The organism is Solimonas fluminis (assembly GCF_002930645.1).
Lineage (GTDB): Bacteria > Pseudomonadota > Gammaproteobacteria > Nevskiales > Nevskiaceae > Solimonas_A > Solimonas_A fluminis.
Genome location: NZ_PSNW01000009.1, coordinates 153581 through 169483 on the forward strand (window position 1 = coordinate 153581; position 15903 = coordinate 169483).

Annotated in this window: 8 protein-coding genes; 3 read left to right on the forward strand and 5 right to left on the reverse strand. The window is 70.5% G+C overall.

What is annotated here, in order from left to right:
* The first annotated feature begins 45 nt into the window (after positions 1–45).
* The gene (locus tag C3942_RS22095; RefSeq protein ID WP_133164326.1) at positions 46–312 is read left to right on the forward strand and encodes a hypothetical protein; all 267 of its coding nucleotides are present in this window, start codon (positions 46–48) and stop codon (positions 310–312) included.
* A gap of 82 nt (positions 313–394) precedes the next feature.
* Here C3942_RS22095 and lon read toward each other — a convergent pair whose 3' ends face one another.
* The 5 genes from lon to C3942_RS16145 all read right to left on the reverse strand — a co-directional run bounded on the left by lon (position 395) and on the right by C3942_RS16145 (position 11436).
* Positions 395–2740, reverse strand: a complete 2346-nt coding sequence (lon, locus tag C3942_RS16115; protein ID WP_366516631.1) for an endopeptidase La — start codon at positions 2738–2740, stop codon at positions 395–397.
* A gap of 207 nt (positions 2741–2947) precedes the next feature.
* Positions 2948–5023 (reverse strand): transglycosylase domain-containing protein, encoded by a 2076-nt coding sequence (locus C3942_RS22390; protein WP_165797486.1) that lies wholly within the window; start codon positions 5021–5023, stop codon positions 2948–2950.
* Entirely contained in the window at positions 5023–5373 is a 351-nt protein-coding gene (locus C3942_RS16135) for a ribonuclease E inhibitor RraB (protein ID WP_104231391.1), read from the reverse strand. Before C3942_RS16135 ends, C3942_RS22390 begins: the two co-directional genes overlap by 1 nt.
* Positions 5370–10961, reverse strand: a complete 5592-nt coding sequence (locus C3942_RS16140) for an alpha-2-macroglobulin family protein (RefSeq protein ID WP_104231392.1) — start codon at positions 10959–10961, stop codon at positions 5370–5372. Before C3942_RS16140 ends, C3942_RS16135 begins: the two co-directional genes overlap by 4 nt.
* Positions 10933–11436, reverse strand: a complete 504-nt coding sequence (locus tag C3942_RS16145; protein ID WP_104231393.1) for a hypothetical protein — start codon at positions 11434–11436, stop codon at positions 10933–10935. The genes C3942_RS16140 and C3942_RS16145 overlap by 29 nt, the downstream gene beginning before the upstream one ends.
* 84 nt (positions 11437–11520) lie before the next feature.
* Between C3942_RS16145 and C3942_RS16150 the strand changes: the two genes are divergently transcribed.
* Both C3942_RS16150 and mutS read left to right on the forward strand, forming a co-directional pair.
* The gene (locus tag C3942_RS16150; RefSeq protein WP_104231394.1) at positions 11521–13281 is read left to right on the forward strand and encodes a permease; all 1761 of its coding nucleotides are present in this window, start codon (positions 11521–11523) and stop codon (positions 13279–13281) included.
* Entirely contained in the window at positions 13278–15857 is a 2580-nt protein-coding gene (mutS, locus tag C3942_RS16155) for a DNA mismatch repair protein MutS (RefSeq protein WP_104231395.1), read from the forward strand. Before C3942_RS16150 ends, mutS begins: the two co-directional genes overlap by 4 nt.
* Positions 15858–15903 lie beyond the last annotated feature (46 nt).

Consider the following 15903-nt stretch of genomic DNA (forward strand, 5'->3'; position numbering starts at 1 on the left):
TCCCAAACAGTGCGGCGGCGCGGGATTTTCCCGGCGGCGAGGGGCATGGAGGAGCCCGGCGCAGGCCCGCGCCGCGGGATGCGACGGAATGCGCGCAGCACTGTCGAAATTTGTCAGCCGCCGGATGGAGTGCGTCCCTCCCATGCCGCTGCGGATCGCATCGCCCGCCTGCTGTCCTTATATAAGGAGAAACCGCGCAAGCGTCACGGACACCGCGGCGGCAGCACGATGACGGCGACCGCCATCAGCCGCGGCTGCGACGCGGTGTCGCTGCGGGAGGATGCGAAAGCCGCGATCCTGTCATCCGGGTGACATCTGCATTCAGGGCCTGCAGGGGCCAGCCAAAGAAAAAGGGCGCGGATTCCGCGCCCTTTTTCTCATTGCTCCCCGGGCTTCAGTGCGCCCTGGCACCCTCGCCCGAGCCTTCGGCCGGGTTGGCCGGCGCCGCCGGCGTGGCCTCGGTTTCCGGCTTGGGCTCCGGCAGGCGTTCCAGCGCCAGCTTCAGCACGTCCTCGATCCAGCGGACCGGTTCGATGTTGAGCTTGCTCTTGACGTTGTCCGGGATGTCGGCCAGGTCCTTCACGTTCTCCTGCGGGATCACCACGGTCTGGATGCCGCCGCGCTGGGCCGCGAGCATCTTTTCCTTGAGTCCGCCGATGGGCAGCACCTCGCCGCGCAGCGTGATCTCGCCGGTCATGGCCACGTCGGCCCGCACCGGGATGCCGGTGAGCGCCGATACCAGCGCCGTGCACATCGCGATGCCGGCCGAGGGGCCGTCCTTGGGTGTGGCGCCCTCGGGCACGTGCACGTGCAGGTCGTTCTTGGCGTAGAACTCCGGGTCGATGCCCAGGGCCTTGGCGCGCGAACGCACCACGGTCAGGGCCGCCTGGATGGACTCCTGCATGACGTTGCCGAGCGAGCCGGTCTGGGTCATCTTGCCCTTGCCCGGCGTCAGCGCCGCCTCGATCGTCAGCAGTTCGCCGCCGACCTCGGTCCAGGCCAGGCCGGTGACCTGGCCGATCTGGTTCTTCTCCTCGGCGCGGCCGTAGCGGTACTGCGGGATGCCGAGGAACTTGTCGAGGTTCTTCTCGGTGACCTTGACCTTCTTGTCCGCCGGCTTCAGCAGCAGCTGCTTGACGGTCTTGCGGGCGATCTTGCTGACGTGCTGCTCCAGCTTGCGTACGCCGGCCTCGCGCGTGTAGGTACGCACGACGGCGCGCAGGGCCGCGTCGGTGATCTCCAGCTCGCCTTCCTTCAGGCCGTTCTGCTTCATCTGCTTGGGCACGAGGTACTGCTTGGCGATGCTGACCTTCTCGTCCTCGGTGTAGCCCGGCAGGCGGATGACTTCCATGCGGTCCAGCAGCGGACCGGGGATGTTCAGCGTGTTGGCCGTGGCGATGAACATGACGTCGGACAGGTCGAAGTCCACCTCCAGGTAGTGATCCTGGAAGGTCGCGTTCTGCTCCGGGTCCAGCACCTCCAGCAGCGCCGACGACGGGTCGCCGCGGAAGTCCATGCTCATCTTGTCGATCTCGTCGAGCAGGAACAGCGGGTTCTTCACGCCCACCTTGGACAGGTTCTGGACGATCTTGCCCGGCATGGAGCCGATGTAGGTGCGGCGATGGCCACGGATCTCCGCCTCGTCGCGCACGCCGCCCAGCGACATGCGCACGAACTTGCGGTTGACCGACTCGGCGATGCTGCGGCCGAGCGAGGTCTTGCCCACGCCAGGGGGACCGACCAGGCAGAGGATCGGGCCCTTGATCTTCTTGACGCGCGACTGCACCGCCAGATACTCGACGATGCGTTCCTTGACCTTCTCCAGGCCATAGTGGTCGGCGTCCAGCTTGTCCTGGCAGGCCTTGAGGTCGATGACGGTCTTGCTGCGACGCTTCCACGGCATCTGCGTCAGCCAGTCGAGGTAGTTGCGCACCACCGTGGCTTCGGCGGACATCGCCGGCATCATCTTCAGCTTGTTGAGCTCGGCGCGGGCCTTGGTCTTGGCCTCCTTGTGCATGCCGGAGCGCTCGACCTTCTGGGTCAGCTCCTCCAGCTCGCTGGGGCCGTCCTCGTTGTCACCCAGTTCCTTCTGGATGGCCTTCATCTGCTCGTTGAGGTAGTACTCGCGCTGGTTCTTCTCCATCTGCTGCTTCACGCGCGAGCGGATCTTCTTCTCGATCTGCAGCACGTCGATCTCGCCTTCCAGCTGCGAGGCCACGTGCTCGAGGCGCGGCTTGGGCTCCTGGATCTCCAGGACCTGCTGCTTGTCCTCCAGCTTGAGGTTCAGGTGCGCGGCGATGGTGTCGGCCAGGCGGCCGGGCGAGTCCATGCTGGCCAGCGAGGGCAGCAGCTCGGCCGGAATCTTCTTGTTGAGCTTGGAGTACTGCTCGAACTGGGCCAGGATCGAGCGCGTCATCGCGTCGATCTCCTTGTCGTCGGTGACCGTGTTCGGGTCTTCCGGCAGGGGCTGGCAGTCGGCCACGAGGTATTCGCCGCCAAAATCCAGGCGGGTCACGCGGGCACGGCGCACGCCCTCCACCAGCACCTTCACGGTGCCGTCGGGCAGCTTGAGCATCTGCAGGATGCTGGCCAGGGTGCCGACCTCGTACAGGTCCTTTTCGGCCGGGTCGTCGGTGTCGGCGGTGCGCTGGGCAAGCAGCAGGATGCGCTTGTCATGCTGCATGGCGGCCGACAGCGCCTTGATGGATTTCTCGCGGCCCACGAACAGCGGAATCGCCATGTGGGGGAAGACCACCACGTCGCGAAGCGGGAGTACGGGTGCGGAACGGTCGGTCAGAGTTTCCACGGATCTTCCTGTTGGGGTTGCCGCATTATGCCGCAACCCTGCTGAAATGCGGCCACCTCATGGAGAATCAAGAGTGCTGCGCTGCGGTAGTCGAGTGCTTTCTGAAGAAGCAAGTCCTGTGCCCTGATCAGGAAGGAAATTTCACTTCACCAGGAACGTAGCCTCGGGCGTGCGGCCGCGCCGGCCGTCCTCGGACTCCAGCTCGGCCCAGACCCGCTGCCGGCCCCGGGCCAGCGGCCAGAGGTAGCGGTCTCCTTCGACCGTCACCGGCGCCGCCCCGTTCACGTGCCAGGTGCTGCGGCGCAGCGGGCGGTCCCATTCGGCCACGAACTCGAAGGCCTCCAGCCGGTCCGGGATGCGGGGATCCATGGCCAGCATCAGGCCCTCGAAGGGCTGGCTGAGCCTCGGCTCGGCCGGGCGGAGTTCCGTCACCACCGGCTCCGCCGGCTGCTCCGGCCGCAGATGGCCGCTGCGCAAGGCCCGATCCAGCGGCCGGTCCGGCGGCAGCCGCGCCAGCAGGGAGCGGGTCAGCAGGGCCGGCCCCTGGGCGCCGGTGATGCCGTCGGTCTCGCGGCCGGAGAGGTTGCCCATCCAGGCCCCGACCAGCCAGCGGCCGTTGTAGGCCACGGTCCAGGCGTCGCGGTAATCGCTGGAGGTGCCGGTCTTCACCGCCGTCTCCGCCGGAAAGCGCAGCAGGCCGCCGTCGCCGAACTCCAGCAGCCGCGCCTGCGGGTCGGAAATGATCTCGCTGATCGCGCGCGCCGCCGCCGGCTGGATCAGCGGCCGCAGCGGCCGCGGCGCCGGATCGTTCTCCAGCAGGCTCAGCGGCTGCCAGCGCCCGCTCCGCGCCAGCGCGGCATAGGCCTGCACCAGCTGGAACAGCGACACCTCGCCGTTGCCCAGGGCGATGCCGTCGCCGTAGAAATCCGGATGGCGCGACAGGCCCTCCATGCCCAGCGCCCGCAAGCGCTGCAGGAAGGGCTCGCCACCGACGAACTGCAGGGTCTTCAGCGCCGGGATGTTGAGCGAATTGCCCAGCGCCTCGCGCAGCGTCACCCGGCCGTAGTGCATGCGGCTGTAGTTGCGGTATTCGTGCAGTCCGGCATTGACGCGCTCGGTCAGGCGGCTGTCGTCCAGCACGGTATCGGCGGTCCAGCCCTTCTCGATCGCCATGGCGTAGAGCAGCGGCTTGAGCGTGGAACCTGGCTGGCGCAGCGCCTGCACCGCGTCCACGCCGATCACCTCCGGATGCTCGTCGTCCACCGTGGCATAGGCACGCACTCGGTTGTCCTGCAGATCCACCGCCAGCAGCGCTCCCTGGCGCACGCCCTGCGAGCGCAGGCCCTGCAGCCGCTGCCGCAGGAAGCCCTCGGCGCTGGCCTGCAGCGCGGTATCCAGGCTGCTGCGCTGCGGCGCCGCGGAAGGGTGCCGGCGCTGCAGTTCCAGCGCGAAGTGCGCGGCCTGCAGTTCCGGCGGCTGCCGGGCCCAGGCCAGCTTCTGCGCCTGCAGTGCCGCCATGCGCCCCGGCGGCAGGGCACCCTCCTCCGCCAGCCGCCGGGCCAGGCGCGCAATGCCGGCGTCCAGCGCTTCGGGCTGGCGCAGCAGGCGCGAGGGCGCACGCACCAGCACCGCCAGGGCCAGCATCTCGCGCTCCGACAGGGTTTCGAGGCTGCGTCCGAAGTAGTAGCGCGCCGCCGGCGCCACACCGCGGCGGTTGGCGCCGTAGGGCACCTGGTTGAGATAGAACTCCAGCAGGTCGGGCTTGGCGAAGCGCGCGTCCAGGCGCAGCGCCTCTAAGCCCTCCACCCAGCGCGACCACAGCGTGCGCGGGCGCGGGTTGATCACGCGCAGGGCCTGCTCGGTGATGGTGCTGGCGCCGCGCAGCGAGCGTCCGGCGCGCAGGTTGGTCCAGGCAGCGGACAGGCGCGCCCGCCAGTCCACGCCATGGTGCGTCCAGAAGCGCCGGTCCTCGGCCTCGACGAAGGCCCGCCGCAGCAGCGGCGGCACCTGTTCCAGCGGCACGCGCTCCTGCAGGTTCCAGCCGCCGTCGTAGCGCAGGTTCAGCGGCCGGCCTTCGCGGTCCAGCACCAGGGCCTGCGCCCGCGCGGTGGCGCCGGGCTGCGGCTCCAGCGTGCGCGGCAACGGCCGCTGCGCCAGCAGGGTCGCCAGCAGCAGCAGCGCGAACAGGCCCGCGACGGCCCTGGCGAGGCGCCGCATCACTCCACGACCTGCGACTCCCAGCCGTCGTACTGGCCGCCGCATGCCAGCGCCGCCCGGTACAGCGGCAGCGTCACCTCATCGATCCGCTCGAGCGAGGGGATGTCGATGCGGTAGACCTGCAGCCCCGGCCTGCCCTGTTCCGTCTCGACATGATGCCGCAGGCGGAACCCGAGACCCTGCACCTGCTGCTCGAAACGCGTCAGGCCGTCCAGGTCGTCGAAGTAGATGAAATGGTCGATCTCGCGCGGGGTGGCGAGATCGTCGCCATTGTCCTCCAGCGCCTCCACCGCCAGCCGGTTCTGCTCGCGCTCGCGGTGCTCGCCTTCCAGGGTGGCTTCCTCGCTCATTCGGTCACCGTCAGCCGTGCCGGCAGGCCGTTGCCGAACACCTCGGGGCTGTACATCAGTTCGGCATGCGTCTCCGGCGCGGCGAATTCGCCGGTCGCCACCGCCACGCCGATCCAGGCCATGCGGTACTCGCCGGGACCGATGGAGTCGGCGAAGAAGCGCACGGAGTCATGGCGCAGCTCGCGGTGGTAGAAGGCGTAGGAGCCGCCGCTGTCCAGCGCCGCGTCGTCGCCGGGCACGCCCGCCAGGTCCGGGTTGATCGGCTCCAGGCCGCCCGGCACCGGGTCCTCCACCGCCACATAGGTGGCCCAGGACGGCGCGTTCAGCAGCAGCTCGACGCGGACCTTGTCGCCGCGCCTGAGCTTCAGCGGCGGCTCCATCGGCACCCAGGTCTTGTCGCGCAGCACGGCGTAGCTGCGGCGCGTCTCCAGGCCGGCGTTGATCGCCTTGGCGGCGGATTCCTTCTCGACATAGCTCAGCGCCGCGGTGTAGTAGCCGCGTCCCTGGCCCTGCGAGCGGATCAGGATCGGCGGCGCGGCGCCGGCCTGCTCCGGCGTCACCGGCTTCTGCAGCTGGCCGCCGGCCTCGCGCGTCACGCGCACCTCGCCGAGCTTCGCCTCGCCCAGCAGCACCTGCGCCAGGATGTCGGGCGTCACCGACTCGAAGCGGTCGGCGTACTCGATGAAGGCGCGCGTGCAGAACAGGTTCTCCTGCGTGTTGCTCCAGTGGAAGCGGTTGCCGCGGCCCTGGGTGATGGCGCGCGTCAGCTTCATCGGCAGCTCCTGCATCGCCGCGTCCCAGCCGTAGCGGCCGGTGAAGGCCGACAGCGCCGCGCAGTTGGAGCGCAGCTCGGAGCCGAGCAGCCACCAATGCCAGCTGGAGTCGCCGTCCTCGCGCAGCATCAGGCTGCCGGCGGACTCCTGGCCGCGCGACAGGATCAGGTCGCGGGCCTGCTTCATCAGCGGCTCCGTGCCGTCGACGCGGCTCGCCGCCTGCAGGAACAGCGCCTGGCCGAACAGGCCCATGCGCGGCAGCCAGCTGGCGTAGCGGTCCAGGTCTTCCTTCTTCAGCTTGCCGCGCTGCGCCAGCGCCGCCAGCGCCACCGCGCGCACCTGGGCACGCGTCTCCGGTGCGTCGTAGCCCTCGGCCTGGATATCCTCCTTGAGCAGCTTTTCGAGGTAGCCGTCGAGCTTGTCCCAGACCAGCTTCGGCGGCTCGTAGCCCAGGTCCTTCATCCAGCCGAAGGCCAGCGCGGTATAGGCGGAGAGATAGGGACTCTGGCGCTGGCTGTCCGGCGTCCAGAAGCCCATGCCGCCCTCCTCCGCCTGGAAGCTGGCCGCCTGCTCCAGCGTGGCGCTGGCCAGCTGCTGGGCCTCCGGCCAGTCGCCCACGGTCTTCAGGCGCGGGCGCAGCTTGAGGTAGTGCGCCGCCATCACCGCCTTGGTCAGGCGCTGCTCCCAGCAGGCATAGGGGTAGTTGCGGACATAGCCGAAGGCACCGTCGAGATCGCCCAGCACCGTGGGCGCGAACGTGAACTTCAGCTCGCCGCGCTCCAGCGTCTCCGGCAGCTTCAGCGGGATGCGGACCTCGGCCTCGCCCTCGAAGTGGCCGTAGTCCGCCACCGTGATGTTGGGCTTGCGCGCCAGCACCTTGAGCGTCTGCGCCAGCGCGTCGGCGTCCTTGCCCTCGCCCGCCGTGGCGCTGAGGCGGATGTCGCCGGCCGCGGCGGCCTGCAGCGGCAGGTAGACCGTGCGCCGCTCGAAGGGCTTGAGCGTGAAGGTCTCGCTCTTCATGCCCTGCGCCGCGCCCTCGGCCTTGATCGCCAGCGTGAAGCGGCGCTCGCCCTTGCCGCGGTTCAGCAGCGTGAAGCCGGCGTCGAAGCGGTCGCCGGCAATCACCTGGTTGGGCAGCGCCGGCCGCAGTTCGGCGTTCTTGTTGACCCTGACCACGGCCTGGCCCAGGCCCATGCGGTCGTCCGGCGTCACCGCCAGCGCCAGTACGCGCCAGCCGGTGAGATTGTCCGGCGCCTGGAACTCGAAGCGCGCGCGGCCGCTGGCATCCGCCGGCAGCGAGGGATTCCAGTAGGCCACGTACTTGTCGATGCTGCGCATCGACAGGTCGCTGCCGCCGTCGCCGCCCGGGTTGGCCCCCTTCTTCTCGAACTTCTGGCGTCCGACCAGCCGCGTCAGCAGGCCGTAGTTGCCCACGTCCAGGTCATCGAGCCGGGTGAAGCCCTTGAGCGGGTCGAAGTAGTCCTTGCCGTCGCGGATCAGGTCGAACACCGCCTCGTCCAGCACCGCCACCGCGTACTCGATGCGGTCGCCCGGCTTCCTGTGGCGCGGCTTGGCCTCCAACTCGATCTTCACGCTCTCGCGCGGGCGCAGTTCCTCGTGCTGCGGAGTCACCTTGACCGCCATCTCGCGCGTGGGGTCGTTGACGCGCAGCGCCAGGTAGCCCATGCGGAAGCTGGGCTTGCCCAGGTCCACGCCGTCCTTGACCGGCTGCTCGACGCGCGGCGACATCACCACCACCGAGACGTAGGCGCCCGGGAAGTACTCGGGCTTGACCGGGATGCGGATCTCGGGCGTCGAGCCCGACAGCTTCTGCACCCAGCGGTCCAGCACGCCGTAGCGCTCCACCGTCACCAGCGCCCGGGCGCCGGGAAACGGGTTCTTCACCATCAGCTTCGCCGTCTCGCCGTCCTTGTATTCATGGCGGTCGGCGCGCAATTCCAGGCTGTAGTCCGGCGTGTCCTCCCACAAGACCTCGTCGGCACCCTGGGCGTAGATCCAGGTGGAGGACTCGTGGAGGCGGTTCTGCGTGTCGCGGGTCATGACCGTGACGCGGAACTCGCCGCTGGCGTCCGGCGTGAACTCGCAGGCCATGCCTGCGGCCGAGGAACGTCCCTTGCAGGTGGAGACGCGCTTCCACTTCTGCACGTAGCGCGTGATGTAGGCATTGCCGGCGCCCTTGACGCGCGCGGCATGCGTTTCCTGCCGGTCGATCTTGACGTAGTAGGGCTGCCCCCTGACCGGCTGGCCGGCGGTATCCACCACCATGGCATCCACGCTGGCCGGCTTGCCCTGCGTCAGCATCCAGCCGGACCAGCGCACGCCGGCATAGCGGTCGCGGCCGTAGTACGGAACCGAGGCCTGGGCGCCGATGCCCTTGCCGCGATCGTCCTGCACGGTGGCGTCGAACAGCAGGCGCCCGTAGGGCGTTTCGATCTGCGGCAGCTTCAGCTTCTGCGCGAACTGGCCCTGCCCGTCGAGCCGGGTTTCGGTGTCCAGCAGCGGCTCGGCGGCGCGCGCCTCGTAGCTGCTGAACTGGAAGTCCGCCGCCGCGGGATCGGTGGAACCGAAGGACGCAGCGTCCACGCGCACGACCAGGCGCGCCGGCGCGCCGGTGAAGGCACCGCCGCCATGCAGGCGCGCACCCAGCACGGCTTCCACCTCGTCGCCCGGCCTGGCCTCGTGGGCGCGCAGTTCCGCGCTCACCCGGAACGGTGCCGGCGTGAAGTCGCTGACCAGCACGCGCAGCGGCTCCAGCGGCGAGTCCTTGGCGAAGGACGGCGTCAGCTCGAAGCGGTACCAGCCAACCGCGGCGCGCTCCGCCAGCTTCAGCTCGCCGGACAGTGCGCCGAACTCCGACAGCGCCTGGTCGGCGCGCTCCAGCACGGCATTGCCGGCGGGATCGTAGACCTTCAGCGTGTAGGCGGACTTGGGTGCCGGCGCCAGCGAGCGCCCGGCTTCGTCGCGCACGTAGACCTTGTACTGCACGGTCTCGCCGGCGCGGTAGACGCCCTGCGCCGTGGTGCCCCAGGAGCGCAGGTGGCCGTGCTTGGGCCGCCGCCATTCGGAGAACTGGTTGCGCGACGCGCGGTAGACGTCCACCTGGAACTCGTACTCCAGCGGCAGCAGGGCCAGATCCCGGTCCCGGGCCACGCGTACCATCAGGGGTTTCTCCGGCCGCCAGCCGGCATGCTCCAGTTTCGGATCGAGCTCCGCCGAGCCCGGCAGTTCGGCCATGCCGTCGCTGTCGGTCACGGCCTCGGCCTTGCTCTCGCCGCCGAAGCCCAGCAGCACGCTGACCCTGGCCTTGGCCACCGGCTTGCCGGTGGCCATCTCGGTGACCCAGACCAGCAGGTTCGAATGCCCCAGCTTGGCGTGCACCTGCCAGGGCGTCACCTCGGCGAAGAAGCGCTGCGGCTGGCTGGAGGTAGACGGCTGGGTGGTCAGGCTGCCGCTGACGGCGCCGGAAGCCCCGCCGACCATGCCGCGCACGTCCAGCGGCATCGCGAAGGCGATGTTGCGCACCGCCGCCACCGGCACCCGGTGAGACTGGTCCTTCTGCAGGCCCGCCGCGGTGAGACGGTCGAAGCGCGTGTCGATGGCGGACAGGTTGGTGACGATGGCCGGCACCTCGGAATCCAGGCCGGACTCGATCACCGCGCGTTCGTGCTCGAACACCAGGCGCGGGGTGCGGTCGCCGGTATCGAAGGCGAAGGCGCTGACCTTCAGCTCGCGGCCGAAGACATCGCGCAGGCCGGCCGACAGGCTGCCGCTGTAGCGGGTGCCGCCGATGAAGTTGAAGGGCAGCGGGATGGCATAGCTGGCGCCGCGGGAATGGCCGCCGATGCTGCCGCCCTCGTCGCCGGAATTCGCCCAGGGATCGTAGTCCTTCTTGAAGGCCTTGCGCGGATCGGGCTCCAGGACCAGGCGGCCCTTCATCTCGGCCGTGCGTACCGGCGCGCTGAAGGACAGCACCGCGCCGCCCAGGGGGTCGCAGCTCTGGCCCTTGCCGACCAGGCCCCACTCCGGCTCCACGCCCGGCGCGGCGTTGCGCAGGCAGCTGACGCCCAGCAGGCGCAGCTCCGGGAAGGTCTGGACCGTGTCGATCTCGCGATCCTCGATGCCGGTGGCGGTGCCGAAGGCCGACTCCAGACCGGGCGAGAGCCACAGGCGCTGGCTGCTGTCCAGCGGCAGCGGCCGCGCCGGCCGCAGCAGCCACTGCTCGCGCGCCTCGCCCTGCGGTGTCCAGAACGGCATGTCGCGGTCGTCCGGATCGGCCCGGGCCTGCAGCGCCGTGCCGCCCAGGCGGAAGGCCGCCGCGATGGAGGCGGCGGTGACCGGCTGGCTGAAGCGCGCATAGATCACCGGCTGGCCGGGGCCATCCCAGTCGGATACGCGGCTGTAGCGCAGGATCGGGCGCTCGGTGGTGAATCGCACCGTCAGGCCGTGCTCCAGCTTCTCGCCCTGCTCGCTGACGAACTCGGGCCGGATGTCGATCTCGTAGCGCGACGCCAGCCGCAGGTTTTCCTCGGAAGGGATGTTGCAGGCCAGGGTCGCGGGGTCCAGCCAGCGCCAGTCGCAGCGGATCGCCGGGCTGATCGTCACCGGCACCTCGGAAGCCTCGCGCTCCATGCGCCCCAGCGGGACCACGGCACGGTCGAAGGCAATCACGACCTGGCGCGTGTCCTTGACATCGTCGCCCGCCGGCGTGACGCGCAGGATGCCCAGGGGTTCGGCCTGCGCGGCGAGGCTCGCCGCAGCCAGAAGGCTAGCGAGCAGCCACTTTGATGAGCGCATGGGTCACGATTCCCTGGCTGTCGCCGTAGAGGTGGATCTCCTGGTAGCCGGGCAGCCCGGTCCAGACCAGTTCGCGCTTGCTCGCCTGCTGCGGCTTGCCCTCGGGCAGGCCCAGGGCGGCCAGGGTCTCGGCCTGCAGGGGGTAGCCGGAATCCCCGAAATCCGCGGTGAACCAGCTGGCCTTCCCGTCGATGTAGAGCACGGCGGCGCGGGCGTCGGGGTAGCGGCAGCGGCGGCTGTAGAGGGAGTCCTCGCAATCCTGCGGGCGACCGAGCTTCTGCGCCACCTCGTCCGGGCTGCGGCCGGCCAGCTCCGGCACGCGCAGGATCACCCCCGGCGCCTGCGGCAGCTGCTGCTCTTCGGGGGTCTCGAAGGCGGCCTCGTAGTCGTAGTCGTCCTTCTGCCACTGCCAGACGCCAAAACCGGCGCCGGCCACGGCGACCACTCCCAGCAGACCCCACGCTGCCTTGTTCATCAGGCGCCCTCCTTTGCTCCCGCGAATGCTATGGGATAATGCCTGTCTTCGGTTAACCCCATACGTGGCCCCCGTCACTTTTTCATGCACCTCGCGCTGCTCCTCGCCACGCTCGCCGCGCTGCTGTCCGGCCCGCTGATCTATGCGGTGGCCCACCGGCGCCCGGCGCTGCTCGCCTTCCTTGACGGCTTCGTGCTGGTCAGCATCGCCGGGCTGGTGCTGCTGGAGGTGGTGCCGGGCGCCTTCGTCGACGGCGGCCCCTGGAGCGCCGCCTTCCTGCTGCTGGGCCTGCTGGGCCCCACGCTGTTCGAGCACCTGTTGAGCCGTGCCCGCCGCGGCGCGCACATCGCCGCGCTGGCGCTGGCGATCCTGGGACTGGTGCTGCACAGCATGGCCGACGGCGCCGCGCTGTCGCCGCTGGGCGAGGAAAGCCTGCACCGCCACGATGCCCTGGCCCTGGCCGTGGCGATCCACAGCATCCCCGTCGGCCTGGTGGTCTGGTGGCTGATGGCGCCGGTCTTCGGCGCCCTGCTGCCCTCGCTGGCCATCGGCGCGATGTGCCTGGGCACGGTCGCCGGCTACCGCTGGGGCATCGAGCTGAACGCCGTGCTGGGCCTGCAGGCCGGCGCCTGGTTCCAGGCCCTGGTCGCCGGCTCGATCCTGCACGTGGTCTTCGGCCGGCCGCACCTGGATGACCACGCCGCCGAGCAGGCCAGCCGGCCGCCCTACGAGGGCCTGGGCAACCTCGCCGCCGTCGGCGCGCTGCTGCTGATCGGCGGCGCCCACGCCCATGCGCACGAGGCCGGGGCCTCGGGCTTCGACGAACGCTTCCTGTCCCTGGCCCTGCAGTCGGCGCCGGCCCTGCTGCTGGCCTACCTGATCGGCGGCTTCATCTCCGGCGAACTGCCGCAGAGCTGGCTGCGCTGGCTCTCGCGAGGCGGCCCCGGGGCCCAGGCTCTGCGCGGCACGGCCCTGGGGCTGCCGCTGCCGATCTGCTCCTGCGGCGTGCTGCCGCTGTACCAGTCGCTGATCCAGCGCGGCGTGCCGCTGGCCGCGGCCACGGCCTTCCTGATCGCGACACCGGAAGTGGGCCTGACCGCGCTGTTCGTCTCCCTGCCCCTGCTGGGCTGGGAAGCCACGCTGCTGCGCGTGGCCTGCGCCGCGCTGCTGGCGGTCTTCATCGGCTATATGCTGGCGCGCGTGCTGCGCGGCCCTGCCGCGGCGGCGCCTGCGCCTGCCTGCTGCGGCTGCGGCAAGGCGGCTCCCGCGGCCCCGGCACCCGCCGAACCCCGGCTGAAGCGCGCGCTGCGCAGCGGCCTGGTGGACCTGGTGGACGACACCGCCGCCTGGATCGTCGCCGGCATCGCACTGGCGGCCTTCGCCATGCCCTACGCCGAAACCGTGCTGTGGTCGGACCTGCCGGACGGCATCGAGGTCCTGGTGTTCGCCCTGCTGGGCATGCCGATGTACGTCTGCTCCGCCGCCGCGACGCCGCTGGTGGCGGTACTGATCGCCGCCGGCGTCTCGCCCGGCGCCGCCATCGCCTTCCTGCTGACCGGCCCGGCCACCAACGTCGCCACCTTCGGCGTGCTGGCGAAGATCCATGATCGCCGCCACGCCCTGGCCTTCGCCGCGATCACCGCGGCCGGAGCGGTGGCGATCGGCCTGGCGGTGAACCTGCTGGCGCCGCCGATGCAGGCCACCATCCCCGCCCTCCGCGACCACGGCGGCAGCCTGCTGCAGCAGGCCAGCCTGGCCCTGCTGGCCCTGCTCTACGGTGCCTCGCTGCTGCGCCGCGGCGGCCGCGGCTGGATGGCCGATTTGTTCGAACCCTCGCGCACATGACCGCCGCCACGCCCTACAGCGAACACACGCCCCTGATGCAGCAGTTCTTCGGCATCAAGGCGCAATACCCGGACACGCTCGTGCTGTTCCGCATGGGCGATTTCTACGAGCTGTTCTACGACGATGCCCGCAAGGCGGCAAGGCTGCTCAACATCACGCTGACGCAGCGCGGCGAGTCCGGCGGGCAGCCGGTGGTGATGGCCGGCATGCCGCACCATTCCGTCGAGCAGTACCTGGCACGCCTGATCAAGGCCGGCGAGTCGGCGGTGATCGCCGAGCAGGTCGGCGAGGTCGGCGTGGAGAAGGGTCCCGTCAGGCGCGAGGTCGTGCGCATCGTCACCCCCGGCACCGCCACCGACGAGGCCTTGCTCGACGCCCGCACCCAGACCCTGCTGGCTGCGGTCGCCGAGACGAAGGACGGCTTCGGCCTGGCCTGGCTGGAACTGTCCACCGGCCGCTTCTCGGTGCTGCAGGCAACGCGGCGCGCGGACCTGCTGTCCGAACTGCAGCGCCTGCGCCCCAGCGAACTGCTGGCCGCCGACGGCGGCGGCGCGGACTGGGGCGGATTCCCGGCACGCCTGCGTCCGGTCTGGCACTTCGACCCCGCCTCGGCCTATCGCCTGCTGACCGCGCAGTTCTCCACGCGCGACCTGCGCGGCTACGGCTGCGAGGAACTGCCCGCCGCCATCGCCGCGGCCGGCGCCCTGCTGCAGTACGTGCAGGAGACGCAAAAGGCCGCCCTGCCCCATGTCACCGGGCTGCGCACCGAAACCGCCGGCGAGGCCCTGATCCTCGACACCACCTCGCGGCGCAACCTGGAGATCGACCGCTCGCTCTCCGGGCAGCACGACTACACCCTGCTGAGCGTGCTCGATAGCTGCGTCACGCCGATGGGCGCGCGTGCGCTGCACCGCTGGCTGACACGCCCGCTGCGCGACCATGCGCAACTCAACGCCCGCTACGAAGCGGTGGCCAGCCTGCTGCACGAGTCCGCCGACCGCAGCCTGCGCGAGGCCCTGCGCGACATCGTCGACATCGAACGCATCCTGGCGCGCATCGCGCTGCGCTCGGCGCGGCCGCGTGACCTGCTGGGACTGTCCAACAGCCTGCAGGCCCTGCCCGCCGTGGCCGCCACGGTGCAGGCGCTCGAGGCGCCGCTGCTGGCCGCGCTGCGCCGCGAGCTGGGCGATCACGGCGACAGCGCCGCCCTGCTGGCCGCCGCGCTGTCCGACACCCCGCCCCTGCTGGCACGCGACGGCGGCGTGTTCCGCACCGGATACGACCAGACCCTGGACCACCTGCGGCAACTGTCCGAGAACGCCGACGGCTTCCTGGTGGACCTGGAGCAGCGCGAGCGCGCCCGCACCGGCATCGACGCGCTGAAGGTCGGATACAACCGCGTGCACGGCTACTACATCGAGGTCGGCAAGACCCACGCGGCGAAGATCCCGGCCGACTACACGCGCCGCCAGACGCTGACCAACTACGAGCGCTACATCACCGACGAGCTCAAGAAGTTCGAGGACCAAGTGCTGTCGGCGCGCGACCGCGCCCTGGCGCGCGAGAAGGAGCTGTACGACGCGCTGCTGGAGCAACTGGCGCAGCGGCTGCGTCCGCTGCAGCAGGCGGCCCAGGCCCTGGCGGAACTCGACGTGCTGGCCTGCTACGCCGAGCGCTCGCGGGCCCTGAACCTGAGCCGGCCGCAGCTGCAGGCTACGCCCTGCCTCGACATCCGCGCCGGACGCCATCCGGTGGTGGAGCAGACGCTGCGCGAGCCCTTCGTGCCCAACGACCTGGCGCTGGACGACGAACGCCGCCTGCTGGTGATCACGGGCCCGAACATGGGCGGCAAGTCCACCTACATGCGCCAGACGGCGCTGATCGTGCTGCTGGCGCATGCCGGCTGCTACGTGCCGGCGGAGTCGGCGCGCCTCGGTCCGATCGACCGCATCTTCACCCGCATCGGCGCCGCCGACGACCTGGCCTCCGGCCAGTCGACCTTCATGGTGGAGATGAGCGAGACCGCCAACATCCTGCACAACGCCAGCGAGCAGAGCCTGGTGCTGATGGACGAGATCGGCCGCGGCACCTCCACCTATGACGGCCTGTCATTGGCCCGCGCGGTGGCCGAGCACCTGGCGGCCAAGCTGCGCTCCTTCACGCTGTTCGCCACCCACTACTTCGAGTTGACGGCGCTGGCGGACGAACTGCCGGGCGTGGCCAATGCGCACCTCGACGCCGCGGAGTACGCCTCCGAAACCGGGGAACGCCTGGTGTTCCTGCACCAGGTCAAGGAAGGCCCGGCCAACCGCAGCTACGGCCTGCAGGTGGCGCAGCTGGCCGGCGTGCCGGCACCGGTGATCCGCAGCGCGCGCGCGCACCTGCTGGAGCTGGAAGGCCGCGAACCGCCGCCCTCGGCCAGGGCGGCCGCGGCATCGGCGCCGCAGATGTCGCTGTTCGGCCCCACCGACTCGGACAGCGATCGCCTGCTGGACGAGCTGGATCCCGATGCGCTGACGCCGCGCGAGGCGCTGGAGCAGCTCTACCGGCTCAAGGCGCTGCGCGGAAGGAAGTAGGCCAGGCCCAGTCCCCTCGGAGGGAGCGGCTGAAGCCGCTCCCGCG